This window comes from Capilliphycus salinus ALCB114379 (assembly GCF_047276495.1).
Classification (GTDB): domain Bacteria; phylum Cyanobacteriota; class Cyanobacteriia; order Cyanobacteriales; family Microcoleaceae; genus Capilliphycus; species Capilliphycus salinus.
Genome location: NZ_CP178543.1, coordinates 1612838 through 1639361, shown reverse-complemented (window position 1 = coordinate 1639361; position 26524 = coordinate 1612838). Strand labels below are relative to the sequence as shown.

Here is a 26524-nt window from a genome sequence, read left to right as displayed (position 1 = left end):
TCAGAAAAAAGACCTCTCCCCACCACCCCATCACCCCATCCCCCCATCCCCCCCGGCAATTTTTAACTGAGAATGAAACAGCCCTGCCTTTTTAAGGGGGGATCAAGGGGGGATAGAGAGGGTTAGGGGAGAGGTTTTCTTATTGACTCATCGAACGAGAATGTTCTAACATCAGAGAATGTTCGGCTCTCGCGATCGCCAAATAAGTCTTTTCAATCGCATCAGGATTGACTGAAATTGAAGTCACTCCCCAACGGATTAAATCTTGAACCAATTCCGGATATAATACCGGAGCATCCCCACAAATTGAACAGGGAATATTCGCCGCTTTCGCCTGAGTAATCAACTGTTGAATCACCCTTAACATCGCCGGATGCAGTTCGTTGAGATGAGGCGGTTTGTGAGTTTGATTGCGATCGATTCCGAGAAGAAATTGACTCAAATCATTCGTACCAATCGAAATCCCTTGAACTCCGGCTTTAATATAATCGGAAAGTAAAAACACCACAGAAGGAACTTCCGCCATGATCCACACTTGAAAACGAGGATTTTGTGTTAACTCCGTTTTTTCAATAAAGCGGCGGTAAATCAAAAACTCCTCAACCGATCGCACAAAAGGCAAAATCAAACGAATATTATCACAACCCGACTGATAAAGCTTAGATAAAACCGCCAATTCCAACTCAAATAAAGTCGAATATTGGGCGTGACAGTGGTTATCGCAGCCCGAGAAATGAGTTAACGCCCCCAATTCGGAATTTTCCTCATTCCAAAACGGTCTAACCTCCTGGTGAAACTCCCGCAAGTCCAAAGCACGATAAAATAGAGGCTTGGGAGCAATATAAGTCGCTAACCGCTGAAGCTCGACAGCCATTCCCTCAATAAACTGAGACTGATTTTGAGGGTGCAACCACTGACTAAAATCTCCGGGATTATTCACCGAATCCAACACATCCAAAGCCATCAGTTCCGATCGCACCAACCCAATCCCATCAATCGGTAAATTCTGAAAATTTTTCAATCGCAGCACAGAACTCGATTGACTCACATTCACCATCAATTGAGTCGCAATGGGAACCCGTAACAAATTCTCGGAAACAATCGGTTTCGAGTTGAAATGACTCTCCAAACTCGAAAAATGTTGATCGGTTGTCATATTGGGATTGGCAATTCGATGAACTTCTCCGCGATCGCCATCAACTAAAACGGATTCTCCCATTTTAATCTGCTCTGTCACCCCCCGCACTCCAATCACCGCCGGAATACCCAATTCTCGGGCTAAAATCGCACCGTGTCCGGTCATTCCCCCCTGTTCGGTGACTAAACCCGCAGCCCGTTTGAGTAGGGGAAGCAACTCGGGAGTGATCGTCCTGGCGACCAAAATCGCCCCCGTCGGAAACCGATGAGTTTCCACCCCCGAAGCGGTTGAGGTTATATAAGCTTTCCCCACCGTTTGACCGGCGGAAGCGGCTATTCCCCTCAAATCCGCCGAACAGTCCTCCGAGTCGGATATCGGCTTATCGCTGTCGATCGCACAACTATCGAGAATGCAGACTTTAGAGATATAAAATTCGCAGGACTCACAAAGCGTCCACTCGATCAAGCTTGGTTTTCCCAACTCGGTTGCAATTTTCCGACAAACACCGGGCGCCATCGGTTTGACCAACTCAATCAACGATTTCAGTTGCTCCGGGTTGAGTACCGGTTCAAGAAATTCTTGAGAACCCAATAATTTCACCTCTACGGGGCAAAGTCGGGGCGAGAGCGAACATTGAGCAAACCCATTCCATTTGGTCTCCAGATCGCCGCGATCGCTTTTAGAAGACTTTTTTAAACGGTATGCAATGGTTTTGTAACCCAGTCGTTGCTGCTGGAGTTCTCCGGTTTGGGAATTGATTTGATAACTGTCGGGATGAGTTTGTCCCCAAAGCATTGCTAATTCTAAACCCCAAGTGGCTTGAATTTCCCAAGATTCCGGCTCGATCCGAATTGAACCGGATGCGCGAGCCTCGGGTATTTGTTGGACTAAAATTGTCGGTTGTAGTTGTTCGAGTTTAATGCTTTTGCGTTGCCAGTACAATAAATTTCTGGCTCGAAATAACTCCGCCCAAGCTTGTTTTATTCCCAATTCTACCCCATCGATTTCTGCCCAACTCATCACCGGATCAAATAATCCATTGGTCGGTACTGTCGGAAATTTTAAACCCAGATCAAAGATGACAGCCTGAGCGTTCAGGGTGTTGAGCGCCGATTGCAGGGTCGCTCGCAGCGCTGAGGATAATCTCGATGTAATGATTTGATGACGAATCCGTTGGGCGATCGCTTGCAATTGTCGGGGATCTTCGAGATCCAGATGTAACGAAGACGTTGCAAAGTCCACTAAGATCGGTTCTTGCCAGTCTATTGTTTTTAAGAACTCACTATAAATTTTTGCACCCACCACAAAGCCAGGGAGAACCGGATGACCCTGTTTGATCAAGTCACCCAAGTAAAATGCTCTGTCCCCAACAGTTGCTCGGTCTGTGGGTCGAATTTGGTGCAGCCAATACAAATTTTCCACGCCATCAGTAGTAGTTAATAGACTGAAAGACACCTTAGTATATATATTATTATTACAAAGTCGCTCTTATTCTAGCGAAACGGCTTGCCTGTAGTCAGGGGAACAGAAAATCATCCGATGTCGATCCGCAGAAGATTTAGAAGTGGTCTTCTTGTCTGTCCTAAATTAAGGGGTTTTCACGCAATTTTAGCTACAACTGAGCAAAGGGTTCTGTTAAGGGAGATACTGGCCGACTGAAACCATTGTTGAAGTCCATCGGTTAAGATGTAGATGCTTTGTTTGATTGCCAGTAAATATTAAAAACTTTAATCTTTAGCTTGATTTTTTCTGAACTCCCAACCCCGGTAAATCATTGGGAATTAGACATCCTTGTTTGACCGTTGACCCCACAAACGGATCGTCGATTAAATTTAGGTGAGAGTCCAGATCCAGATAATCGGCAACAGAAGCTAAATGAGAAGCCGCACTATTGGCTAAACAACTATCAGAATAACAGCCAAACATCACCTTTAACCCCAACGCTTTCGCCGTGTGTACCATTCGCCACGCTTCGGTTAACCCCCCCGATTTCATCAGTTTAATATTGATTCCATGAACGCAACCCGCCAATACAGGAATATCCCCACTATTAAAACAACTTTCATCCACAAAAATCGGCAGCGGAGATCGATCGTAAAGTTGCGGAAGCTGTTGTAAGGCGATCTCTGCGGCTAAGGGTTGTTCGACGTATTTGACCCCGAGTGTGGCCAACCAATCGCACATTTTCACCGCATCGGACAAACTCCAACCCCCGTTCGCATCCACGTACAACACCGCATCCGGGGGGGCTGTGCTTTGAACCGCCTTGAACATTTCTCGATCGGCTTCGATCCCCTCGGGGCTACCTAATTTCACCTTCAACACCCGCACGTCGAGATAATTCAACCAATCTTCTACTCGGGCTTTCGCCCCTTCTGGGGTATTAATTCCGATAGTCACCGAAATCGGAACCATCCGCCTGTGATCGAGTCCCCATAACCGCCACAAGGGTAATCCCACCTTTTTCCCCAACCAGTCGTGAAACGCCAGATCCAACGCCGCCCTCGCCGCAGAGGGAAGTTGACTATCTTGCAAAATCGCCTCAATTTGTTGTCGATCCAACGGACTCAAGCCTTCTAACTCGGGGATGAATGAGTTTAAAGCCGCCACTAACGTTTCAGTGGTTTGGGGTCGATCCCCCACCGAAAACGGGGAAGCTTCCCCCCAACCTTCGATCCCATCCTGCTGGACTTTTAGCCAGATATTCGTCGAACCGGTTGTGGTTCCCCTGCTAATTCTCAGGGGAAAACGTTTGTGGACCGTGAAGGTTTCAACTTGAACTTGCATCGGGGGCTATGGGCGTGATTGCTTGTGCTGTTGGCGATCGTAGGCAATTCTACAGGGGGCTGGAATCTCCCTGTAGTCTTTCCTTTGACTTTACTCTACCCCTAAAATTCCGGTTTGGGATGTGACACTCATCACTACTGTCACATCGGAGTTGTCACGAACTCCATTGGTTCCCCTCACGAGAATCCTTCGGAATTCTCACAGGATTTCGGGAATGTCATCACTTTTTTTTTCTGTATTTAGATTGATACTAGATTTCGTTGTCCAAGTGCATCACAAATGTCTGATATGTTTAACCTGAAAGCCATTTTATTTTCTATGCGGAAACGATTCACCGGAAAATCCAAAACTGACTTGACAATTTTGAGTTTGCATCAAGTGATTCAGCATCAAAATCAAATTATACAACAACTGCAATCGGAAAATCAAGACTTGAGATGCTTGGCAAATTTAGATGAGTTAACACGGCTGGCAAACCGCAGGAAATTTTACAGTTATCTCTATGAAACATGGGAAAAATCTAATCAAGAACCTTTTTCTGTGATTATCGCCGATGTTGATTTTTTTAAAGCTTATAACGATACCTACGGACACCTCGCTGGAGATGTCACTTTAAAACAAATTGCAGAAGCCATTCAAAAGGGCGTTCAAGAAGTTCTCGAACCCGATTCTTTTCTCGTTGCTCGCTATGGGGGTGAAGAATTTGCCGTGATTATTCCCGGATTAAATACTCAACAATCCCTCGCGATCGCCGACAAAGTTCGTCAACAAGTTTTCGATCTGAATATTCCTCACGAAGAATCTAAAACCGCTCCCTTTGTCACCATGAGTTTGGGAGTAGCCACTCGGAAACCCGATGATAATTTCTCCCCGTTAGAACTTTTAATGAATGCGGATAGGGCGTTGTATAAAGCCAAATCTAAAGGACGAAATCGGGTTGCATATAGTTCCCATTTACACAGTTCGGAAAGTCATACGTTTTGTTCCTGCTGCGAACAACAAGCTTAAAAATTTCGGGGTAACGGTTCTATCGATTAACTGAATTGATCCAGTTTTTTCCTGCTTTTAAATCACATCTACCCCTCTCAGAATCGCGACCATAATTTCCTGTTTTAACCAATAATTTATCTTTTTATATTATTGGATATATTTTTCGGTCGCGAACCTGATAAAGCTTATAAATTCCAGTTTTTTGAAAAGTTACTCATTCAAAATAGGATTAATTATAAACTGACTCACGACTTGAGGTTGACGATTAATAATAGTAGCCGGAATGGTTTCAATCTCCTCCTGAGTATAGGGTTCAATGCCATAAACTGTCACCTGTAACTGTTGAGTTTGCGGATCAATTACAAATTCAGTCCAGCCAAATGTATGAGCCGCCACATAAGAACCCTGAATTAATTCAGCATCAATTTCAGAATCTTCTAACCCAATTTGATCATAACCCAACGGCACAATTCTATCATCCAAAACCCCTTGAATAAACTCATTTTTTGCGGGTCGAGTTTCCAAGTCAAAATAAAGCTCTTTCTGTTGGGGAGACAATAAATCATCCGGCGTTAATACAACAGTCTCCACCCCAAACGGGGCTGCTATTTCTTCATTGTCTAACTGTAATTGTACCGCCGTCGGTTGAACCGTAATTTCAAAAGCATTCGTCTGAATTTGCTGCTGTTCAAAGCCAGTTTGATAACTCAAATCATTGACAATTGTACCGTTAGCCTCTCCCGAAACAAACACCACATTATCAATATTATTTTCATCAATAAACTGCAATAACTCATTCCGTTCATCGGCGTAGCCTTCCCAACGATCTTCCGCATCAACAAAACCCAAATTCTGGATCGGAACCGGAGAAAAAATAAACTTCCAGGTAATTCCCGCACTTTCTGAAGCCAACAAATCATTCTTTAATTCTTCTAACTGTGCTTCTCCCAATAACGTTCTATCTGCTATAAACGTTTGTTCAATAAATTGATTAATTTGGGTTTCTGTCGGAACATCAGGAAGCGGAAATAAGGGCGCATCTCGAAAAGAACGAACATCTAAAATAAACGCCGCCCCATCTTGTCCATAAGGAATTGCTCGATAAAGTTTTCGCTCATTTGCGGTGCGAGGATCGCCCGTTTCTCCATAAAAGAAATCCCGCAACGGTTGATAATCTTGGAAAGCATTTAAAGCCGTTTCAAACAAAGGCGTATCATTAACAAATTCTCCCTCAGTTCCAAAAATCGCCTGAGTCAATACGCTACTCGTTGGTGCCACACCTCCCGCAAAATTATTAATTAAATTTTGGTCATCCCACACCGAAAAAATAGGCGTTGACGACCCCAAATTTGCCAAAGGATTAATACCCGCCCGTTGAGAAATAATTTCATTGTATTTTGTGTTAAACTCAAGAGGAGTTAAAGCTTGAGAAACTCTCGGTAAATCTGGCGAAACCGTATCCGCAGAAATTGTATCTCCCAGTTGTACAAAAAAGTCTAAATTCCGTTCGGGAACGTTAATAATAGCCGGAAAAGGCGCTAATTCTCCCTGAATAGTTCCGCTCACACCAAACCTCAACCCCTGTTGAACCTCTATTGGGGGAACGGTTCTAAAACTTCCCACTTGGCTGGTTCCTAAAGCGTTAGTCACCCGATAAAAATATTGAGTTCCCGGTGCCAAATTCCCCAGTTCAACTTTAATCGGTTCAATAATATTATTAACAGGTTGAGTTTGAGCCGTGATAATTTGATTAAAATTTGGATCGGTTGATACTTCAAATAAAATCTCTCCCGGAACCGTACTACGAGTTAATAAAATTGCCGAACCTTGAGTTATATCCCCCACCAAAACTTGATTCGGAAAAGCAGAATTATCCGGAGAAAGAAACGCACTAAAATCTCGATCTAAAGCCGCTCCAATATCGAGATAATGTTGAATTCCCGTTAATTCATCCCGTTCAACTGCAACAGCAACATCCGGGTTTTGAGATAAATAATAATTGGGATTATATAAAAGACTGGGGGCGCGATCTTCAAATTTACCAAACCTAACAAAATGTTCAATTGCTGTTAAAATACCCTCGTTAACGGCTGCACTCACATCGGGATTTTGACTCAAATAAAACTGCGTATCAAATAACGGACTGGGGTTGCGTCCTTCAAATTGACCAAATTGGATAAAATGTTGAAAGCCATTCGTAATTAAACCCGCGTTAACCGCCTCCGCAATATTCGGGTTGGCGGCTAAATAATCCAATTCGCTATATAATGGACTCGGTTGGCGAACCTGAAACTGTCCCGACTCAATAAAATGAGCGAACCCACTCTCAATAATCCCCGCTTCTACTGCTGCTTCTACATCGGGATTATTCGCCAAATAAAAGGCTTCATTAAACAAATCTTCTGCATTTAACATGGTGGAAAAATCAGCAATTTTAAATAGAGATAATTGTAGGGGCGAGTTGTGCAAAAATCTATGTTTCTAACAAATAAGATTGATAAACCCGATCCTGACAATGATCTTCTCACCTAATACCGGACATTTGACATTTTACCCAGGCGGGGCGGGTTTATATAAATTGTTTCTCGGAAAACATAAATTAGTTCGGAACCCGCCCCTACAAAATTATTTACTGGTGACTGTTTAAAGCGATTACTGTGCGATGACGGGGACTGTTACAAGTTACCGTTAAAAGTTGAAAACCCGCATCGGTTAACGCTTGTTCTAAATTCAAACTAAAATATTCATCCAAATAGGGTTCAGTGCTTTTGAGTAAAGTAAACACAAAAGGAGGCATTCGAGTAATCACTTCCGAGTTGGGATTCATATCCATAATTGCAAGATACCCACCCGGACGCAAAATCCGTCTTGCTTCTTGAAAAATTTGTTGAGTTGCAACTCGCGGGAGTTCGTGACAAACTAAACACAAAGAAACCAGATCAAAACTATTTTCTGGTAAATTTGTTGCTTCTGCGGGTGCGTGAACCCAAGTGGGTAGAGGATATCCCTGTTGTTGCCATTTTTGGCTATTATATTGAGCAACAGCCAAAAAGTAGGGAGATAGATCGACGCCCGTAATTTTTGCTTGCGGATAAAGTTGTTGTAGCGCCAAGGTACTCATTCCGACACTGCATCCCAAGTCGGCAATATCCTGTAAATTTGTCGGTAAATGGGCTTGTAAAACCTCGTTGTAACTCTGACGCAGACGGTTATCCCCCTCAACGCCCGCTTCCGGCCAGATTTTCGCATGAACCGCATAGGCGGCGACTTCCACTTCTACTGCGGCTTTCCAGCTTAAATTCCCCTCATCGTAAGCATGAAACGGACGCAGGTAGTATTCAGGATAGTTTAATTGGGGATTGTGGACTTGAGTAAATTCGTTGTCCCAATTGCGAGAAAGCAGGGTTTCGGCTTGTTGACGCCAGGGAACACCCAGTTTTTCCGCCCGATCTATCATCATCTGACGGGCTTGATGTTTGGCCAGATTAAATAAAGGTTTAACGGCCAAAAATCCACTGACTAAACGGGATGCGAGTCCGGGTTGAGAAGCTGTACTAACGGTCATATTCGTTTATAAGGCTTTGTAAACTCAACCACTCAGTTTGTCATTCAAAGGGTTATCCTGCAACCAGCATAACCAAAATGTAGGGGCGGGTTCTACAATATCTTTAACTACTACTACCAGATTTGGATAAACCCGCCCCACTGACAACCGGCACAACCAAAATGTAGGGGCGGGTTCTGCCAATATCTTTAATGACTATTCCCAGATTTAGATCAACCCACCCCACTCTTGAGTGAGAACTGTAAACACCGGTTCGGTGGTGACGGGGCGGGTTTACTAAAGTTATTTTGGGGAAAATCTAAATCTAGGCAGAACCCGCCCCTACGGTCGCTATTAACTGTATACTTGCGATCGCAGAAATTAAAGACTGACTGACTAGCAAAATGTAGAGGCGGGTTCTACAATATCTTTAACTACTACTCCCAGATTTGGATAAACCCGCCCCACTGACAACCGGCACAACCAAAATGTAGGGGCGGGTTCTGCCAATATCTTTAATGACTATTCCCAGATTTAGATCAACCCACCCCACTCTTGAGTGAGAACTGTAAACACCGGTTCGGTGGTGACGGGGCGGGAATATTTACGGTGATTTTGGGGAAAATCTAAATCTAGGCAGAACCCGCCCCTACGGTCGCTATTAACTGTTAACTGGCGATCGCAGACATCGAAGACTGACTGACAAGTTTACCGAGAAAGTGTTGTTGTTGCAAAATTTCTAACAAATCAATATCGGTTTCCAGCAAACAAGCGTGACCACTTCTCGGTAACACGACGAAGCGACTATTAGGAAGATGTTTGACTAAAAATTCTGCTTCTCTCACCGAAGGCAATAATAAATCGGCGGCACCCGCGATCACTAAAACCGGTTTTTTAACTTGGCAGAGTCGATGGGTATCAAAATGAAATGATTGTAATAATTCTAAACGCCAAGCGGAAGTTTGTTGAGGAACCGATTTCATGGTTTTGATCAGGGCTTGGCGATCGTCGGGTGAGATCCGTCCTAAAGATGCCAGGAAAGGCAAAATCGTCAGCACAGAAGACGGATAAAACCATCCCGGCATCGATTGAGTTAAAAATGATCCCCACTGAAGCCAGGGCTGCTGTTTAAACGAAGAAGCGGGATTGATCAAAATTAAGCGATCGACAAGCTGAGGGGCTTTCAAAGCCAGATTTAGAGCCAAGCATCCCCCAAATGACTCCCCACACACATAAACCGGTCGGGAGTGGTTACGAGCCAATTCTGACTGAATCAGAGCGATCGTTCGGGTGGTGAGGGTATACCAGTTGGAGCGGTCCTCCAAAGGAATACTCAGACAGCGAATATCAAAAACATTGGCCAAACCAGGAATTTGGGTGTGCAGGAGTTGACCCGTCCCGTCCATTCCCGGTAAAAAAACAAATAAGGGTAAATTGGGTTGGGGTGGTGCGGGTTGGAGGAAACAGAGCGTTTTGAGATTTGGGTTTTGTTGCACGAACTCGCTGGGGATCATTAGATGGTGTTTAGCACAGGGTTCACAACCGAAATCGGTTTATTGAAAAGGGTGACAGCTTGCTTGGGTTCAGTTAGCTATCAACCAGTCTAACCGAAAGGGTTAGATACAGCCCTGATGTAATAAGTTTGCAATTTCATCTTCACAATATGCTGTTAAATTAGCAACAAGTTCTCTGGCGCCTTTGCCTCGATATTGTTGCTGCTGTTGGGGTTGAATCCAATAAGGACGACCGACAAGAATATTTGTTCGTTTGTAGAGGACCATCGGATGCCAACCCTCACGATTAAAGAGCGGTTCGGAGGGATCAAACCAGCTTAACAGTTGTAAGGGGATACCCGATCGAATTAATTCTTCATCAAAAGCCGCGATCGCCACAGGTAAAATCGCCAGATCGTCAACCGGAACTCGCCAAGCCAGATGAGCAAAGCCCCGATGAAAAGAACCGATTTGATCGGGAGATGTGACTTTAACCATCGGACTTGCGCCTTCGGGAAATACACCCACCATTTCTTGATTTTGTAACAGTTGACTGGCTTGATGGAAAAAATGCTGAGAACGATGGGTCGGTTCTTGCAGCGGGAAAGCCCCCAAGGTGGTCACGACTTCCCGCAATAGTGGCACTTGGCCCATATAATGATGACAAGCAAAACGTATCGGACGACCCAGAGCGGCCGTCAAGACGATCGGATCTAGAAAGCTACGGTGATTGCTCACGACCAATACCGCACTTTTCGTGGGAATTCGGTCTTCATTGTGCAGGAACATCCGCGTTCCTAATGCGGTGAGCAACCAGCGCGAACTTTGCACGGTTTGATCTGAAGACATAATTAACAGGTTTGTTGGGTAGGTCTGAATTTGAGCAGAAGGGGTCTGTCTTAATATAACTTTACATGAGCGGCGATCGGATCGTTCCTCCGACAGAATTACTCAAAGGGTGTCAATCACCAGTCTGATGTCTGTTAACCGACTTGGCTTTCGGTTTCATCACAATTATCAGCCCTGTGACCCCTGTGATCAAAATTTAAGAAAGTATTATAGTTTCAAAGTTTAGTTGCAGTTGTTGATGGTTGGGATAGCCAAAAATAAAAGCTTTGTTGTCATGTTGAGCCGGTTGGGCAACTCAAGAGAGAATTAATTGAGTTTAATCCCTAAGCTATGATTAGAATTAGTTTTGAGTCAATCAACTTTGACCCAATACAAGTAAAAAAAATCTAGGGGCGGACGGGGGTTCGGGCGGTGCCGCTGTCGAAGTTAGTGGATCTAACATTCAACAGCATAACCGATGGCAAACCCCGCCCCAGTTTCAATTTCTGGCGATCGGAGGGTTCCGATCGGATTAAGACTAGCGAAGGGATATCCAGCGGGAATATCTAATGACACCAAAACAGACAGAAAACTTATTTGCTCTAACAACCCCTCTTTACTATGTTAACGATGTGCCTCATGTGGGGAGTGCTTATACCACGATGGCCGCCGATGCCGTGGCGAGATTTCAGCGTCTGCAAGGAAAATCGGTACTCTTGATCACCGGAACCGACGAGCATGGTCAAAAGATTCAGCGCACGGCGGAAGCGCTCAACCGTTCTCCCCAAGAGCATTGCGACCAAATTGTTTCTAGCTTTGAAAGCCTCTGGGACAAACTGGATATTCAATACGATCGCTTTAGTCGGACTACGGCTTCTCGCCATGCTGACATTGTTAAAGAGTTTTTCGGGCGTCTTTGGGACAAAGGGGACATCTATCTGAGTCAACAACAGGGTTGGTATTGCGTGGCTTGCGAAGAATTCAAAGAGGAACGCGAACTGATCTCGGAAAAATACTGTCCCATCCATACCAATAAGCCCGTTGAATGGCGCGATGAGGAGAACTATTTCTTCCGGCTTTCTAAGTACCAACAGCAACTCGAAGCCCTCTACCAAGAGCGACCCGAGTTTCTTGAACCTGAAAGCCGTCGTAATGAAATCTTAAGTTTTATCGGTCAGGGTTTACAAGATTTCTCGATTTCCCGGCTTAATTTAGAATGGGGATTTCCCGTTCCGGTCGATCCCAAGCAAACGATTTATGTCTGGTTTGATGCGCTTTTGGGTTATGTCACGGCTTTACTTGATTCCGATCAAGAGCCAACATTAGAGAATGCTTTATCCCAATGGTGGCCGATTAATTTGCATTTGATTGGCAAAGATATTTTGCGCTTTCATGCTATTTCTTGGCCGGCGTTGTTAATGTCTGCTGATTTACCTTTACCCGGTCGTATCTTTGGACACGGATTTCTCACCAAAGATGGTAAGAAGATGGGGAAAAGCTTGGGTAATACGCTAGACCCTGTAGCGTTAGTCAGTCAGTTTGGATCGGATGCAGTTCGTTACTACTTCCTCAAAGAGATAGAATTTGGACAAGATGGGGATTTTAATCTCACTCGATTTGTCAATACGTTAAATGCAGACTTAGCCAATGACCTGGGGAATTTGCTCAATCGAACCCTGAAGATGGTACACAAATACTTTGATGGTCGTGTTCCTGAGGTCAATCTGGCAGCTATGGCAGAGGATCATCCTTTAAAATCCTACGGTCAAACGTTGGGGAAAACTGTGGCTCAGGGTTATGAAAATTTAGCGTTCAGCCAAATCTGTGAAGCCATCTTAAATCTTGTTCAAGCCGGTAACAAATACATTGACGAACAGGCCCCTTGGTCTTTATACAAGCAAGGAAAGCTAGATTTAGTAAAATCCGTACTGTATTCGGTACTGGAATCTGTTAGACTAGCGGCTTACCTTCTGTCTCCAATTACGCCGAATCTCAGCAATCGGATCTATAATCAGCTTGGATTCTCAATTGATTTTAATGACAAAACCACAATTGAGACCGCACTACCCTATGAAACCCATGCCCAGTGGGGAGTATTACCTGCTGATCAACGGCTTGCTGAACCCCAACCGGTTTTCCTGCGTCTCGAACTCCCAGAAACTCTTTCGTCATAGCCGGGCGCGATCGTTAAGCTTTACTTAAGATAACACATCTGTCTTCAATCTGACGACTTCACAACTCATTCAATAAACAATCTTTCGATAATAAACGAGGTATAACAATCATGTTTAATCCCATGAAAAACGGCGAAATTTTTACGCCCGAACAAGTTCTCGAAAATCGGGGTCGGGTCGCTATCTTTATTGACGGTTCCAACCTGTTTTATGCGGCTTTACAACTGGGGATCGAGATTGACTACACCAAATTACTGTGTCGGTTGACCGGGGGATCGCGGTTGTTGCGTTCATTTTTCTATACCGGTGTTGATCGCACCAATGAAAAACAGCAGGGGTTTCTGTTGTGGATGCGACGCAATGGCTACCGGGTGATCGCCAAAGATTTGGTTCAGCTTCCCGATGGTTCTAAAAAAGCCAATTTAGATGTAGAAATTGCCGTCGATATGCTGGCTTTGGTTGGTTCCTACGACACGGCGGTCTTGGTCAGCGGAGATGGAGATCTCGCTTATGCGGTGGACTGTGTAAGCTACAGAGGGGTGCGGGTCGAAGTGGTCAGTTTGCGGGCGATGACCAGCGACAGTTTAATTAATGTCGCCGATCGCTATATCGATCTCGAAAATATCAAAGAAGATATTCAAAAAAATCCTCGCAGTCCGAACACCTACCCTTACCGTCCGCTTTCCAGCATGAGTTTAATGGATCACCGACAAATGGAGGGATCGTAAGATCGCAACTATGAATAACAGGTGGGGGTTTTTCAGATTCAAAACGGTTGAGAATCAAACTCAATCTAAATTGATCCCCGGTCAGTGGGTTTCGGTCACGGGGAAGGTTTTACCTGCGGCGATCGCGATACTCATTTTCATGGGACTCTCAGGGTGTAGCCCCCCAGAACCGCGCGAAAATGAAGTCACTCAAACTCAACCCCAGTCCGAAGAGGAGTTTGACAACAGTTTGACTCTCGATGATGTCACCCTCGAACAAGCCAACGAGAAGGGAGAGTTACTCTGGCGAGTGCAGTCCAAGCAAGCCAGCTACAGTAAAGATAACCGCGTTGCTCAGGTGACTCAACCGATGGGCGAGTTGTTTCGCGATGGTAAACTTCTCTACAAAGTCGAAGCTGAACTCGGAGAAGTTTACCAAGATAGCAAGCGGATTGTTTTACGCAATAATATTGTGGCGACCGATGTTGATCGGGGATTGGTTTTACGGGGGAATTTTTTAGAATGGATCGTCGATCAGGAGATTTTGATTGTTCGCAATGGGGTGACTGGGGAACACGAAAAGGTTCACTTTGTCGCTTCGGAGGTGCAAGCCTTTAACAAAGAAAAACGGATCGAGTTTTGGAATCAAGTTAAAGTTAATGTCAAAGATCCCCTGATCCAGTTACGCACCGATCATATTATTTGGGAGTGGGAACAAGAAAAACTGATTGCCGAAGTTCGAGTAGAAGTGGATCGCTATCAAGAGCAAACCGTGACCGATCGCGCAGTCGCCGGCGAAGCGATCGTCGATCTCAAAACTGAACTCGCCGACCTGAAAAAAAATGTGCAGATCGCCATGTCAGAGCCGCCTTTGCAAATTGCCAGCAATCAAATTAAATGGCAGTATGAACAGCAAAAAATAGAATCTCCCCAACCCATTACCATTATCCATCGTGAAGAACAAGTCACGGTAACAGCCAACCAAGGATGGGGCGATCTCAAAGCCGAACAGTTTGATTTGGTCGGAAATGTAATCGGGATCGGTCAAAAACGTCAAGCTCAGTTAAACACCGAGCAGTTAACCTGGTCTGTCTCTCAACAACAGTTTCAAGCTCAAGGAGATGTGGTTTACCGCCAAATCGATCCCCCTTTGACCTTAACCGGGGAGCGGGCGGTCGGCGAGTTTACCAATAATACCATTGTGGTCAGCGGCGGCCAAAACGGGGATCAGGTGGTCACTGAATTTGTTCCCTAACTCCGCGGCCATAAAAACCCGGTTGATATTCAGTTACCGGGTTTTTGAAATCCAATCAAAAAAAGAATCAAAAAAAAGGGTACGGGATCGCCGCACCCCAAACCGTTAATCTGCGATTATCGGGTTATTCGGCCCCTTGGGGTAAGAGTTCCCGCTTCTCTTTCTCTCCCGGCATCACTTGCACCTGGCCATCGGCATCAATATCGACGATCGCGGTGTCGCCTTCTTTGATCCGACCAGAGAGAATTTCTTCGGCCAAGCTATCTTCGAGCAACCGCATGATCGCCCGACGTAACGGACGGGCGCCGTAGCTGGGGTTATACCCTTCTTCAACCAAGCGCTCGTTGAACCGATCTGTGATTTCCAGCCTGATGCCTTTCTCCGTCAGACGGCTAAAGACTTCGTTGAGCATGATCACCGCAATTTCCTTAACCTCATCCTTCGTCAATTGACGGAAAACAATAATCTCATCGAGACGGTTGAGGAACTCGGGACGGAAGTATTGCTTGAGTTCTTCGTTCACCAAGTTGCGAATACGGTTGTACTGAGCATCGGCTTCGTTTTCGGCGAACTCGAATCCTAAACCGCCGCCACCTTTTTCGATCACCTTCGATCCGATGTTGGAGGTCATAATGATCAGGGTATTCTTGAAGTCTACCGTCCGACCCTTGGCATCGGTCAAGCGTCCATCTTCAAGAATTTGCAACAGCATATTGAAGACATCGGGGTGGGCTTTTTCGATTTCGTCGAACAGAACCACCGTATAAGGACGACGACGGACGGCTTCGGTTAACTGACCGCCTTCGTTGTAGCCGACATAACCGGGAGGCGAACCGATCAGCTTGGAAACGGTGTGACGCTCCATAAATTCGGACATATCCAAGCGAATCATCGCTTCTTCCGATCCGAAGAAATAAGACGCCAAAGCCTTGGTTAATTCGGTTTTACCAACTCCTGTCGGGCCTGAGAAGATAAAGCTAGCAATAGGTCGGTTGGGGTTCTTTAAGCCCACCCGAGCGCGACGAATGGCGCGAGAAACGGCTTTGACCGCATCTTCTTGACCGATCAGGCGCTGGTGGAGAGTATCTTCCATGTGCAGCAGTTTTTCGGACTCGGACTCGGTGAGTTTGTTCACCGGGATGCCGGTCCAACTGGCGACAATGTGGGCGATATCTTCTTCCGTCACCATCGGGGAATCGTCCTCGTCGGTACGGGTTTCCGATTTTTTGCTTTGGGCGATGGCGCGAATTTGAGATTTGATTTCCATTTCGCGATCGCGAAGTTCTCCGGCCCGGTCGAAGTCTTGGGAGCGAACGGCGTCGTCTTTTTCTTTGAGAACCTGACGCAGTTCTTTATCGAGTTCTTTGGCCGCCGGAGGCAGTTGGGAGTTAATTAAACGGACGCGAGAGCCGGCTTCATCGATCAAGTCGATGGCTTTGTCGGGCAAATAGCGATCGCTGATATATCGATCAGACAGTTTGGCGGCGGCTTCTAAAGCCTCGTCCAAAATTTTCAGCTTGTGGTGCTGTTCGTAGCGCTCGCGCAGACCGTAAAGGATTTCTACGGTTTCATCAACGGTGGGTTCGCCGACCATCACGGGCTGGAAGCGTCGTTCTAAGGCCGCATCCCGTTCGATGTGTTTGCGGTACTCGTCGAGGGTGGTCGCGCCGATACATTGCAGTTCTCCTCGGGCCAGAGCGGGTTTGAGGATGTTTGCCGCATCGATCGCCCCTTCGGCGGCACCGGCACCGATCAGGGTGTGAACTTCGTCGATCACCAGGATGACATTACCGGCCGAGCGGATCTCATCCATAATTTTTTTCAGCCGTTCTTCAAATTCCCCTCTATATTTGGTTCCGGCGACCAATAAACCGATGTCGAGGGTGACGACTCGTTTTTCTTCTAAAATATCGGGAACATCGTTTTGGGCGATGCGCTGGGCCAATCCTTCGGCGATCGCGGTTTTACCGACCCCCGGTTCTCCGATCAGGACGGGGTTGTTTTTGGTCCGTCTGCCGAGAATTTGGATCACCCGTTCGATTTCTTTTTGACGGCCGACCACGGGATCGAGCTTCCCTTCGGAGGCCATTTGGGTTAAATTCGAGCCGAACTCGTCTAAAGTTGGGGTCTTGGTGCGGCTGCTGCTTCCTCCGGCCGTGACTTCGGCGGTTTCGCCCAGCATCCGAATCACCTGAGTTCTGACTTTCGACAGATCTACTCCCAGATTTTCCAAGACTCTAGCGGCTACCCCTTCTCCTTCGCGGATGAGGCCGAGAAGCAGATGTTCTGTTCCAATATAGTTATGACCCAGTTGGCGGGCTTCTTCGAGGGAAAGTTCTAGGACGCGCTTGGCTCGGGGGGTGAAGGGAATTTCGACGGCGACAAACCCCGAACCCCGACCGATGATCTTTTCGACCTCGATGCGAGCGTCTTTGAGGTTAACCCCCATCGACTTCAGCACCTTGGCTGCAACGCCTGTCCCTTCTCCGATCAGACCGAGAAGAATCTGCTCGGTTCCCACGAAGTTATGGCCCAGACGGCGTGCTTCCTCCTGGGCTAACATGATTACTTTAATTGCTTTTTCTGTGAAGCGTTCAAACATGGCAAATTTCCACCACCTGCTGCATACCCGTACGCTAATTTTAGCGTGACACTTTCAACTCCCGAAAAATTAAACGATCATAAAAATTTTTAATTTTTCTGGGGTAGCCTCTAGGTTGGGGCTGCTGAGTCTTATACAACTGGAAAATTCCAATTGAGGAGTAGACCGACAACCTTTCCCTTTTAGCTTGTGAAGATTTCTCTTCGTTTTTTTGATTCTTGTCTGTTTATCCGGTTCTTCTGACTCGGGACTTCTGCTGATTTCTCAGTTGAAGTTTGCCTCGCAATCGACAGTTGATTCTCTGGCTTGAGTTTTACAGAGGATGACTGTAACGGAGAATACAGACAAGAGGATTGAACAATCACTCTGTGGTTGATTTCAAACGGGGTTGAAATAGACACCGAGTTCCTTTGTTCATAGAGCCAACCTACTTGCAACTGAATTTTCATTCTGTATAGAGGTTGTCTCTTGAGTCATTCGTTAAACACAGTTTGTTTTAGATTTAATGATGGATTCTAGCACAATCAGTTGGGGAACTGTCCGGGGTTCTTTCCCGAACCGATTGTTGCCCCAACGGATGAGAGATTTTCCACAACCTACTCAAATTCTATCAAAAAGCGATTGTCGAACTTTTCGCCCCCAATCGAGTCTTGAATACAAAAATTTTCTTAAGACTGCGAAGGGTTTAATTTTGATATGTTTTCGGTTGGGGTTGGCGCAGGCGCGAGCGAATGTCTTGAGACCAACTCCCGAGGGTGCGGCTAAACTCGCGATGCTGTAAGCCGCTTCTCCACAGGATCAGGGCGTCTTCTCCGGTGTCGGGATAATAGTGGCGTCGGCGTCCGGCTTGTTTAAAGCCAAATTTTTGGTAAAGTGCGATCGCCCCCGAGTTGGAGACGCGGACTTCTAAGGTGGCCCGCTCCAGTTGCCGATGCCAAGCGGACTTGAGTAAAGCGTACAGCAAGGCCTGTCCCAAACCCCGCCCTTGATAATCGGGATGAATCAACAGTAAGGTAATATGAGCTTCCTCTAAAATCGCCCACAGACAGCCGACCCCGACCAGGGAGGTTTCCGGTCTGAAGGGAACTCCGGGCAGGTCAAACGCGAAATTATGCCCGTTGGGGGCTGTTTCTTCCCCTTCCTCATCTACGACCCAGGCCAACAAATCACTATTGGGACTTTCTAACTCCCGCTGATAACCAGCCAGCGTCCACAGTCCCCCCAAACACTGGCGATCGAGTTCGGCGGCGGCGGGAAGGTGTTCGGAAGTTAAAGCTTGAAGTTTTAACCAAACCACGCGATCTTAATTCTTCAAACAATGTTTAGATAGAAGGCGTTGCCCGATGATGGTTTAGCCTCCGTTTTGATGTACAATCTAGGTGGTCATTGACCCGCCTGAGTGAAACTGCACAGTTCAATCAAGCTGAAACCAACAGTACACTAAGTTTGTGTTTGGGTCGAGACCCGGCACAAAATTTAAACTCCGACGGGAGCAAAGCTGACCTCGGTTAGCAGAGGGAATCACCCTGCCAAACCGGAGACCATGCGGTGGGGCGGGTAGTGGCTGACCGAGATGAACTCAATATACACAAGCGTGGAAAAGTCAGGACTCCAATATCTACCTCAATCAACACAGACGACCTCCGAAACGCGCTCACCTAACCAGCAACTTCTGCCTTTGAGCGCTCGGGTGAACGACCAAGATCACCTGGAAATCGGAGGCTGTGATGTACGGCTCCTAGTGGAGCGATTTGGCTCACCTCTTTACATTGTAGACGAACAAACCCTTCGCAGCGCTTGTCGCCAATATCGAGATGCTTTAGCGCGTTACTATCCCGGTGAGTCTCTGGTATTGTATGCCTCCAAAGCCTGGAGTTGTTTGGCGGTTTGTGCGATAGTCGCATCGGAAGGGTTAGGCTTGGATGTGGTCTCGGGGGGTGAACTCTACACCGCGATCGCCGCCAATGTCAGTCCGAACCGGCTCTATTTGCACGGGAATAATAAATCCAGAGAGGAACTGATCTTAGCCATAGACACCGGTTGCACAATTGTGATCGACAACTGGCTGGATGTACAGATGCTAGCCGAGTTATCCGAACAAAGATCGAATTCTTCGCCGATCCGGGTGATGGTACGCTTGACACCGGGAATTGAATGTCACACCCATGAGTATATCCGCACGGGTCATCTCGACAGTAAGTTCGGCTTCGATCCCAATCAATTCGATGCGGTTTTTAATGCGATCGCCCAACAACCGGCCCTGAGTTGCGTGGGTTTACACGCTCACATCGGTTCCCAGATCTTTGAACTGCAACCTCACGAAGATCTCGCCGGTGTGGTGGTAGAAGCGATCGCCAAAGCGGGTCAGTACGGCTTAAATATTACAGAAGTTAATATTGGCGGGGGATTGGGAATTCGCTATACAGAAGCCGACGATCCGCCCAGTATTGAAACTTGGGTGCAAACCGTTGCGGAGGCGATGGTCAAAGCCTGTCAGCAGCAGAATATGCCGCTCCCGAAACTGCTGTGCGAACCGGGACGATCGATTATTGGGCCTGCTTGCATTACGGCTTATCGGGTTGGTTCTCAAAAACAAATTCCCGAAATTCGCACCTATGTTGCTGTAGATGGAGGAATGTCAGATAATCCCCGGCCGATCACCTATCAATCTGTTTATCGGGTGGTCCTGGCTAACCGGATGTCTGCCCCTTTAACCGAAACCGTGACCGTCGCCGGAAAACACTGTGAGTCGGGGGATATCTTGATCAAAGATGCCGAATTACCCCCCTGTGAAACGGGAGATATTTTGGCGGTTCTGGCAACGGGAGCTTACAATTACAGCATGGCTTCTAACTACAATCGCTTACCTCGACCGGCAGCAGTTTTAGTTGACCAGGGAGAGAGTAACCTGATTTTAGAACGAGAAACCTATCAAGACTTAATTCGGCAAGATCGTTTACCCGAACGACTCGCTGGTTTCTAAGGATATGTAAAGAACACGGTGAGTGAGTGCGACTCACTCCGAAAAGCGATGAAATTGGGGGTCAAGAGTGACCAAACGGGTGACATCTTGAGAAATTAATACTCTTGGGGGTTGAGCGGAGCCGAATTTTTACGCCTCAAACCCCTGTCAACGGCTGAACTCTTCCCCAATGGACTCGACCTGGCAACAGTTCACTTTGTACCATATACAAGACCACTTAGCTCAATCTCATCAAGTTCAATGAAATCGGGTCCTAGTAATGACCCTGGCTGGATGCAGTCCTGGTTAGTTCATAGTATTGATATTGGACTGGTCTTTGCTGTCGCATACATGGTGCTTGTCATCATTGGAGAGCGTCGAACGCTGTGGATGGTCAGGGGGTTTATCATCCTAATGCTGGCTACAGCGATCAGCAACTGGGCAAATTTGAGACTGTTATCAATCGCCCTCAATAGTTTGGTGACAGGTTCTGCTGTAGCAATGGCTGTCATGTTGCAGTCGGAATTTCGCCAGTTTTTAGAACAATTGGGTCGAGGAGAAGTTTTACAACTGTTTGGCCGGGGTCGCAAAGCCATTCCCGAACCCGATAGCGTCATCGATCAAATTGTGGAAGCCGTTAAAGAGCTATCCCAAAACCGTACAGGTGCTTTAATTATCATTGAAACCGGAAGTCCAATTGATGAACGGGACTTTTCGGTGCCGGGTGTCAAGCTCAATGCTGAAGTCTCCAAAGAACTGCTACAAACTCTGTTTCAACCCAAAACCCTACTCCATGATGGGGCGGTTTTAATTCGGGCGTCTCGGGTGGCGGCGGCGGGGGTAATTTTACCGTTGTCGGAACGGATGGCCTCCCGACAGTTGGGAACCCGTCACCGGGCGGCGATGGGAATTACAGAGCGAGTCGCCAAATGTTTGTGTATTGTGGTATCAGAAGAAACCGGATCAATCTCACTCGCAGAAAAAGGCGTTCTGAATCGACCGCTAACTAGCAGTAAACTAAAGGAACTACTAGAAGCTCGCTCCGGACCGTCTGGTGATGAAAGAACATCTGCTCCGATCTCGATTGGAACTCTTAAACGCCAGATAGGATCGAAGGGATGGGCATTAATATCGCGGGTATTTCGTCTTCGTTCATCAGCTTCTCGGGAGAAACAATGACTGCAAAGCAAAGGGTTGTATACGAGTTACCTGCCGACCTCGATCCCAACCGACTGCCCAAACATATTGCTGTGATTATGGATGGTAATGGTCGTTGGGCTAAACGTCGGGGATGGCCGCGTACAATGGGTCATCGCCAGGGGGTAGAGACGCTCAAAGAACTGCTGCGCTGCTGTCGGGATTGGGGGATTGAAGCCTTAACTGCTTATGCCTTTTCCACCGAAAATTGGGGCCGTCCCCTCGAAGAAGTGGATTTTTTGATGGCTTTATTTGAGCGGGTTTTAATGCGGGAACTGCGCGAGATGATGGAGGAGGAGGTGCGAATTCAGTTCGTGGGGAATTTGAATGCGTTGCCGGCCTCTTTACAGGCTAAGATTGAAGAATCAATGCAGTCTACGCGCAACAATCACGGCATTGTGTTTAACGTGGCGACCAACTATGGCGGGCGTCAAGAAATTATCCGGGCTTGTCGGGAAATTGCCACTCAAGTTCAGCAAGGACAGTTAAATCCTGATGATATAGATGAAGTTTTATTTGAAAAACATCTTTATACCGCCGGATTGTCTCACCCCGACTTGCTGATTCGCACCAGCGGAGAAATGCGGATTAGTAATTTCTTACTCTGGCAAATGGCTTATGCTGAAATTTATGTTACCGATACCTTGTGGCCGGATTTTGATAGCTCGGAATTTCATCAAGCCCTGTGTTCCTATCAAAAACGGGAACGGCGGTTTGGCAAAGTTTGAAGCCGCCCCCCACCGCTAAGGTGTCCAACGGCTCTTAGGGTCCTGTAAAAACGGCTTCTTCGATATCCTGGCGACTCAGGGAATATTTGAAGGAGCGTTGGATATCTTGGTTTCCTTCTCCGGCACCGATATAACGGACTGAGATTTGTTCGACATCCAGCCAGAGTTGGGCTTTCCAAGTGGGGGTTTCGATAGACCAAGCGTTGAGTTCTTTGCTGTCTTGATGACAGCCTTGATTACGCAACCAAGCTTCGATTTTCGGAAGGGTATGATTGTACAGGGGCGTTTCGGGACTCGGAAGGTCTAGATTGTCAAGAATAGTCATCATGGTCGTTTTGTTATCGGTTTGTCGTTAATTTTAAGTTGGTTTTCCCTGGGCAATGATCAGGATCAGATTCTCGATCAAAACTCCGGGGGGTTGTATTGGTTCTAAGCTTACCTCAGAACGGGTTAAACCGATGGCGATCGCCAGGATCAGACAGGCGATCAAACTGAGGGCCATCATCAGGACTGCAAACAGTTCTCCGGCTGATAACGGGCGATCTGTCGGATCGAGATAAGCCGAGGAGGATACACGGTATTTGCTGTTATTGTCTGTGCGATCAAACGGATAGGAAGGTTGAATCACATTGTAACGAGAATAGCCGATTTTGAGATCGTATGCCTGACGCCGTTGGGGATTGCTGAGGGTTGCGTAGGCTTCGTTTAGCTGTTGAAATTTGGCTGTCGCGACGGGTTTTGATAATTCTGTTGTATCGGGATGGTAGCGCTTGCTGAGTTCCCTGTAGGCGCGACGAATTTCGATCGCGGATGCGGATGGATGCAGCCCTAGCAAGCCGTAGTAGCTATCAGCCAATGACTGATGTGCTGAGGCGGAGCGGTTGTGAGCGCGTGAATTGGCTTTCTGACCCGTCACGGTAATCTCAAGGTAAACAGAAGATTTACATTTGTTCAATCTATTTTTACACTGTCTCCCCAAGATTCGCAAGCGATCGCCCCAAAACTTTCTTAACTGTTGTCAAAGGGTTCTGAGTTGAACGCTGGTGTTTCTTCGAGTTACATTTTTTTAGCCGATTCTTTTTGGCGAGAAAGGTGATTCTCTACTTTTGACAAGTTCCTCTGATTTATTGAGATTAAGGTAGAGATCGGTTTCTTCCGTTTGACAGAGAAGAAAGGGCTTTTTTCGGTTTAATATTAAGTTGATTTTGATTTTATTGATCTCAAAAAAATCGTCGGGAGGGTGATGATCTATGCGTTGGCAATTGGGGCGCCGCAGTGACAATGTGGAGGACAGACGGGGAAGTTCTCCCGGAGGTCGTATCGCGATCGGAGGAGGTATTGGTACTATTATTTTAGCGATCGCTGCCATCTTTTTAGGTATCGATCCGAGTATTATTCTCGAAGAATCCCCACAACAAAGTTCCTATCCAGATTCTACCATAACTTCCAGTTCTCCTGAAGAAGAAGAATTGGTTGATTTTGTCTCGGTTGTTCTCGGTTATACCGAAGATACTTGGCATAAAATATTTCGGGAAAGAGGGGAAACTTATGTAGAACCCGAATTAGTTTTGTTTAGAAATGCGGTTGAGTCGGCTTGCGGTTATGCTGAAGCTGCAACGGGGCCTTTTTATTGTCCTCGCGATCAAAAAGTTTATATTGACTTGAGTTTTTATCAACAACTAAAATATAATCTTAATGCACCGGGAGATTTTGCTCAAGCTTATGTGATCGCTCACGAAGTCGGACACCACGTTCAGACGTTATTGGGTATTTCTCAACAGGTGAATAATTTACAGCGTCAAGTTGATCAAGTGAGTGCTAATAATCTTTCTGTTCGACAAGAATTGCAAGCCGATTGTTTTGCTGGAGTTTGGGCAAATCGTACTCAAAAAGCCGAACAAATTCTCGAACAAGGGGATATAGAAGAAGGAATTAATGCGGCGAGTAGTATTGGGGATGATCGCTTACAACGGCAATCTCAAGGTTATGTGGTACCGGATTCGTTTACTCATGGAACTTCCGCCCAACGGGTGCGTTGGTTTCAGCGAGGTTTACAAACAGGAAATATTGACGAATGTAATACCTTTGCAACAGAAAATCTATAACTTTATTCGGGTTCATGTAGGGGTTTGGCAACCTGTTGTTTGAGTCTCATTGATGGGGATTTGTTAGAAATCGCTACATGATCCTTTTTTGTGAGTATTTAACTGTTAGGGCGATGTTGTTGTTTCCATTTTTCAATTTCTTCAATCGGAAGTAGTAGCGTTTCTTCGATTTCTTCCCGAACTTCAGGACTAATATCAGGAAGACTATTTAAACATTTTACAAAGACCAGATTTGCTTCATAGTAATCTTTTAGGATTTGCTGTTGTTCTTCACTGAAATCAAAGCAGTAGCCAATTCCTCTATTTTCAATTGTCCATTATTGTAATTCTTTGACCATATTAATCCCCGTCTCTATCCACCATTCTTTTAAAATTTTAATGTCTTTCAACTTGCTGTTAATTTCAGATATTATTTTATGTGACATAATCTTAAAGATTATGTTGGACGTATAACCCAAGCTTTCATAGAGGCACTCTGAAAACAAAGCACTGGAATTTATAAATGTATGACTTTTTATTTCATCAGATTCTTGAATAAGAGATAAAATTTTCAAAAAGTATAATAAACAGATCAAAAGATAATTATCAAGTCTAATTTCTTTGGGAACATTTCTAGAACCAAAGCTTACTCCTATAATTCCTGGAAAACAACCATCAATAATTCTTGATAGTACAAGATAACGTCCATTAGTACCAAATGATGAAGAGGTAAAAAATTCAAAATATTGCGATAAATAAAACGAGCGAATAGATCCTTTCTTATATCTTATATTTATTTGTTTAAAAATTAAGTCCGATTTTTTGCTCACCCTTTTTAATATCGTTTGTATTTCAGTGTTATTTTCAACAAAGCTGTCAATTTCTTGCTTCATTAAAAACACAATATCTCCTATATTACTGGTGCAAGAATATAATCTTGATAATGCTTCAGATAAAATTACTGGGTGAATCTCAAATATCTGATAAAAATTATCCTTTATAATTTCTTGTGTTTGAGTTTTGATCAAAAAGCAATCCTGCAAATATTTTATAACCCTTTTTACTCGATGCTTTGGAACATCCCAAAGCACAACATTTAAAGCGATAAGAGGCAAAAAATCGGTGTTTTGATAACTGTATATTCCCAAACGACAAAGAAGTTTATAGGCTTCTTCATCATTTTTACTCAAATGTTCAAACTGACTCGCAACTAAATCTTCTAGTTCGCCTTCAATTAGTAAATCTTCTTTATTTTCTTGATAATAAGCATCTAGATTTCCATTAAAAGGCGGTCTTAGAATTGCTCCACAAAGGATTTCCATTGCTTTAGTATTTCCGCCATAGGCTTCATACAACTTATGAAAAGCAGGAGAATCAGTTTTGATCTGATAATAATTAAAAAATTCTTGCCATTCAGTTTTTTCTAAGCCAGGTAATCCATAATAAGCATCAGCTACTCTTACTTTAGATTCTTTCAAACATTCACGACTTGTAATTAACGTAATAGACTTAACTTCTGGATGACTGAGTAAAATTAACAAATCGACATAGCGATGATGATTTTCAAGTAGCTTACCCTTTTTTAATGCGGGTTCAAGATTATCGATTAAAATCCCAATTCTACGTTCTTTTAGTTTACGGTTAAAACTATGTAATAAAGTCTGGAGATCGAAGTCAGAATTATATGGTTTATCTGGATTGAGTAAAGACCATATTTTCTGTTCTACTGGAGTAATATATTGAGATTTTATACCAACAAATATTTTCCAACACTCTATTCTTTTTTGTTTAAAAAATTGTTCAGCTAGTATGGAGTGGGTATTTTATCTCCTCCATATTTTCAGCTTAAACTCAAGTAGTTCAGATGAGGTAATGTTATTATATAGCATTTCAAAAAGAAATGGAAACAATAGTGCAAGCGTCTCGCTTGCTATGGTAATCTGATTTAACTGATACACCCATTGTTCGTAGTTGTGCTTCAGCGCATTATTTTTTGGGCTGAAGCCCAACAACTAGCCCAACAACTAGCCCAACA

General features: G+C 45.3%; 20 protein-coding genes. 8 read left to right on the top strand and 12 right to left on the bottom strand.

What is annotated here, in order from left to right:
* Positions 1–139: 139 nt before the first annotated feature.
* On the bottom strand, positions 140–2593 hold the full coding sequence (locus ACL6C3_RS06780) for a putative PEP-binding protein (RefSeq protein ID WP_413166402.1): 2454 nt from the start codon (positions 2591–2593) through the stop codon (positions 140–142).
* 279 nt (positions 2594–2872) lie between these two features.
* The gene (locus ACL6C3_RS06775) at positions 2873–3925 is read right to left on the bottom strand and encodes a dipeptide epimerase (RefSeq protein ID WP_413166401.1); all 1053 of its coding nucleotides are present in this window, start codon (positions 3923–3925) and stop codon (positions 2873–2875) included.
* A 279-nt stretch (positions 3926–4204) separates the two neighbouring features.
* Here ACL6C3_RS06775 and ACL6C3_RS06770 point away from each other — a divergent pair, with 279 nt between their 5' ends.
* Entirely contained in the window at positions 4205–4933 is a 729-nt protein-coding gene (locus ACL6C3_RS06770; protein ID WP_413166400.1) for a GGDEF domain-containing protein, read from the top strand.
* 192 nt (positions 4934–5125) lie between these two features.
* Here ACL6C3_RS06770 and ACL6C3_RS06765 read toward each other — a convergent pair whose 3' ends face one another.
* From ACL6C3_RS06765 to ACL6C3_RS06750, 4 genes are all read right to left on the bottom strand, one after another.
* On the bottom strand, positions 5126–7384 hold the full coding sequence (locus tag ACL6C3_RS06765; RefSeq protein WP_413166399.1) for an alkaline phosphatase D family protein: 2259 nt from the start codon (positions 7382–7384) through the stop codon (positions 5126–5128).
* Positions 7385–7544: 160 nt separating this feature from the next.
* On the bottom strand, positions 7545–8480 hold the full coding sequence (locus tag ACL6C3_RS06760; RefSeq protein WP_413166398.1) for a class I SAM-dependent methyltransferase: 936 nt from the start codon (positions 8478–8480) through the stop codon (positions 7545–7547).
* A gap of 647 nt (positions 8481–9127) precedes the next feature.
* On the bottom strand, positions 9128–9973 hold the full coding sequence (locus ACL6C3_RS06755; protein WP_413166397.1) for an alpha/beta fold hydrolase: 846 nt from the start codon (positions 9971–9973) through the stop codon (positions 9128–9130).
* Positions 9974–10075: 102 nt separating this feature from the next.
* On the bottom strand, positions 10076–10801 hold the full coding sequence (locus ACL6C3_RS06750) for a lysophospholipid acyltransferase family protein (protein ID WP_413166396.1): 726 nt from the start codon (positions 10799–10801) through the stop codon (positions 10076–10078).
* A gap of 548 nt (positions 10802–11349) precedes the next feature.
* Between ACL6C3_RS06750 and metG the strand changes: the two genes are divergently transcribed.
* The 3 genes from metG to lptC all read left to right on the top strand — a co-directional run bounded on the left by metG (position 11350) and on the right by lptC (position 14916).
* Positions 11350–12954, top strand: a complete 1605-nt coding sequence (gene metG, locus ACL6C3_RS06745) for a methionine--tRNA ligase (RefSeq protein WP_413166395.1) — start codon at positions 11350–11352, stop codon at positions 12952–12954.
* 110 nt (positions 12955–13064) lie between these two features.
* Positions 13065–13682: an NYN domain-containing protein gene (locus tag ACL6C3_RS06740; RefSeq protein WP_413166394.1), complete on the top strand. Its 618-nt coding sequence runs from the start codon at positions 13065–13067 to the stop codon at positions 13680–13682.
* Between the two features lie 10 nt (positions 13683–13692).
* Positions 13693–14916 (top strand): LPS export ABC transporter periplasmic protein LptC, encoded by a 1224-nt coding sequence (gene lptC, locus ACL6C3_RS06735; protein WP_413166393.1) that lies wholly within the window; start codon positions 13693–13695, stop codon positions 14914–14916.
* A 124-nt stretch (positions 14917–15040) separates the two neighbouring features.
* Here lptC and ACL6C3_RS06730 read toward each other — a convergent pair whose 3' ends face one another.
* Together ACL6C3_RS06730 and rimI are read right to left on the bottom strand one after the other, a co-directional pair.
* Positions 15041–17518, bottom strand: coding sequence for an ATP-dependent Clp protease ATP-binding subunit (locus ACL6C3_RS06730; RefSeq protein ID WP_413166392.1), 2478 nt, complete (start codon positions 17516–17518; stop codon positions 15041–15043).
* Positions 17519–18203: 685 nt separating this feature from the next.
* Positions 18204–18815 carry a ribosomal protein S18-alanine N-acetyltransferase gene (gene rimI, locus ACL6C3_RS06725; protein WP_413166391.1) on the bottom strand — a complete coding sequence of 204 codons (612 nt, stop codon included), beginning with the start codon at positions 18813–18815 and terminating at the stop codon, positions 18204–18206.
* A gap of 276 nt (positions 18816–19091) precedes the next feature.
* Here rimI and lysA point away from each other — a divergent pair, with 276 nt between their 5' ends.
* From lysA to ACL6C3_RS06710, 3 genes are all read left to right on the top strand, one after another.
* On the top strand, positions 19092–20501 hold the full coding sequence (gene lysA, locus ACL6C3_RS06720; RefSeq protein ID WP_413166390.1) for a diaminopimelate decarboxylase: 1410 nt from the start codon (positions 19092–19094) through the stop codon (positions 20499–20501).
* Positions 20502–20741: 240 nt separating this feature from the next.
* Positions 20742–21659 (top strand): diadenylate cyclase CdaA, encoded by a 918-nt coding sequence (gene cdaA / locus ACL6C3_RS06715; protein WP_413166389.1) that lies wholly within the window; start codon positions 20742–20744, stop codon positions 21657–21659.
* Positions 21656–22405 (top strand): isoprenyl transferase, encoded by a 750-nt coding sequence (locus tag ACL6C3_RS06710; RefSeq protein WP_413166388.1) that lies wholly within the window; start codon positions 21656–21658, stop codon positions 22403–22405. Before cdaA ends, ACL6C3_RS06710 begins: the two co-directional genes overlap by 4 nt.
* A gap of 34 nt (positions 22406–22439) precedes the next feature.
* Here the strand turns inward: ACL6C3_RS06710 and ACL6C3_RS06705 are convergent, their stop codons facing one another.
* On the bottom strand, positions 22440–22733 hold the full coding sequence (locus ACL6C3_RS06705; RefSeq protein ID WP_413166387.1) for a DUF3143 domain-containing protein: 294 nt from the start codon (positions 22731–22733) through the stop codon (positions 22440–22442).
* 30 nt (positions 22734–22763) lie between these two features.
* Positions 22764–23210, bottom strand: coding sequence for a J domain-containing protein (locus tag ACL6C3_RS06700; protein ID WP_413168275.1), 447 nt, complete (start codon positions 23208–23210; stop codon positions 22764–22766).
* A 445-nt stretch (positions 23211–23655) separates the two neighbouring features.
* Between ACL6C3_RS06700 and ACL6C3_RS06695 the strand changes: the two genes are divergently transcribed.
* Positions 23656–24510: a neutral zinc metallopeptidase gene (locus ACL6C3_RS06695; RefSeq protein WP_413166386.1), complete on the top strand. Its 855-nt coding sequence runs from the start codon at positions 23656–23658 to the stop codon at positions 24508–24510.
* Positions 24511–24608: 98 nt separating this feature from the next.
* Here the strand turns inward: ACL6C3_RS06695 and ACL6C3_RS06690 are convergent, their stop codons facing one another.
* Positions 24609–24821 (bottom strand): NACHT C-terminal helical domain 2-containing protein, encoded by a 213-nt coding sequence (locus ACL6C3_RS06690; RefSeq protein ID WP_413168274.1) that lies wholly within the window; start codon positions 24819–24821, stop codon positions 24609–24611.
* Between the two features lie 6 nt (positions 24822–24827).
* Positions 24828–26030, bottom strand: coding sequence for a hypothetical protein (locus ACL6C3_RS06685; protein WP_413166385.1), 1203 nt, complete (start codon positions 26028–26030; stop codon positions 24828–24830).
* Positions 26031–26524 lie beyond the last annotated feature (494 nt).

Bases quoted from the DNA above. Each gene is read 5' to 3' on its own strand.
- metG (WP_413166395.1), top strand. From the start codon at position 11,350: ATGACACCAAAACAGACAGAAAACTTATTTGCTCTAACAACCCCTCTT.
- ACL6C3_RS06705 (WP_413166387.1), bottom strand. From the start codon at position 22,733: ATGATGACTATTCTTGACAATCTAGACCTTCCGAGTCCCGAAACGCCC.
- ACL6C3_RS06740 (WP_413166394.1), top strand. From the start codon at position 13,065: ATGTTTAATCCCATGAAAAACGGCGAAATTTTTACGCCCGAACAAGTT.
- lysA (WP_413166390.1), top strand. From the start codon at position 19,092: ATGAACTCAATATACACAAGCGTGGAAAAGTCAGGACTCCAATATCTA.
- cdaA (WP_413166389.1), top strand. From the start codon at position 20,742: ATGAAATCGGGTCCTAGTAATGACCCTGGCTGGATGCAGTCCTGGTTA.
- lptC (WP_413166393.1), top strand. From the start codon at position 13,693: ATGAATAACAGGTGGGGGTTTTTCAGATTCAAAACGGTTGAGAATCAA.
- ACL6C3_RS06760 (WP_413166398.1), bottom strand. From the start codon at position 8,480: ATGACCGTTAGTACAGCTTCTCAACCCGGACTCGCATCCCGTTTAGTC.
- ACL6C3_RS06770 (WP_413166400.1), top strand. From the start codon at position 4,205: ATGTCTGATATGTTTAACCTGAAAGCCATTTTATTTTCTATGCGGAAA.
- ACL6C3_RS06755 (WP_413166397.1), bottom strand. From the start codon at position 9,973: ATGATCCCCAGCGAGTTCGTGCAACAAAACCCAAATCTCAAAACGCTC.
- ACL6C3_RS06710 (WP_413166388.1), top strand. From the start codon at position 21,656: ATGACTGCAAAGCAAAGGGTTGTATACGAGTTACCTGCCGACCTCGAT.
- ACL6C3_RS06750 (WP_413166396.1), bottom strand. From the start codon at position 10,801: ATGTCTTCAGATCAAACCGTGCAAAGTTCGCGCTGGTTGCTCACCGCA.
- ACL6C3_RS06775 (WP_413166401.1), bottom strand. From the start codon at position 3,925: ATGCAAGTTCAAGTTGAAACCTTCACGGTCCACAAACGTTTTCCCCTG.
- ACL6C3_RS06730 (WP_413166392.1), bottom strand. From the start codon at position 17,518: ATGTTTGAACGCTTCACAGAAAAAGCAATTAAAGTAATCATGTTAGCC.
- ACL6C3_RS06695 (WP_413166386.1), top strand. From the start codon at position 23,656: ATGCGTTGGCAATTGGGGCGCCGCAGTGACAATGTGGAGGACAGACGG.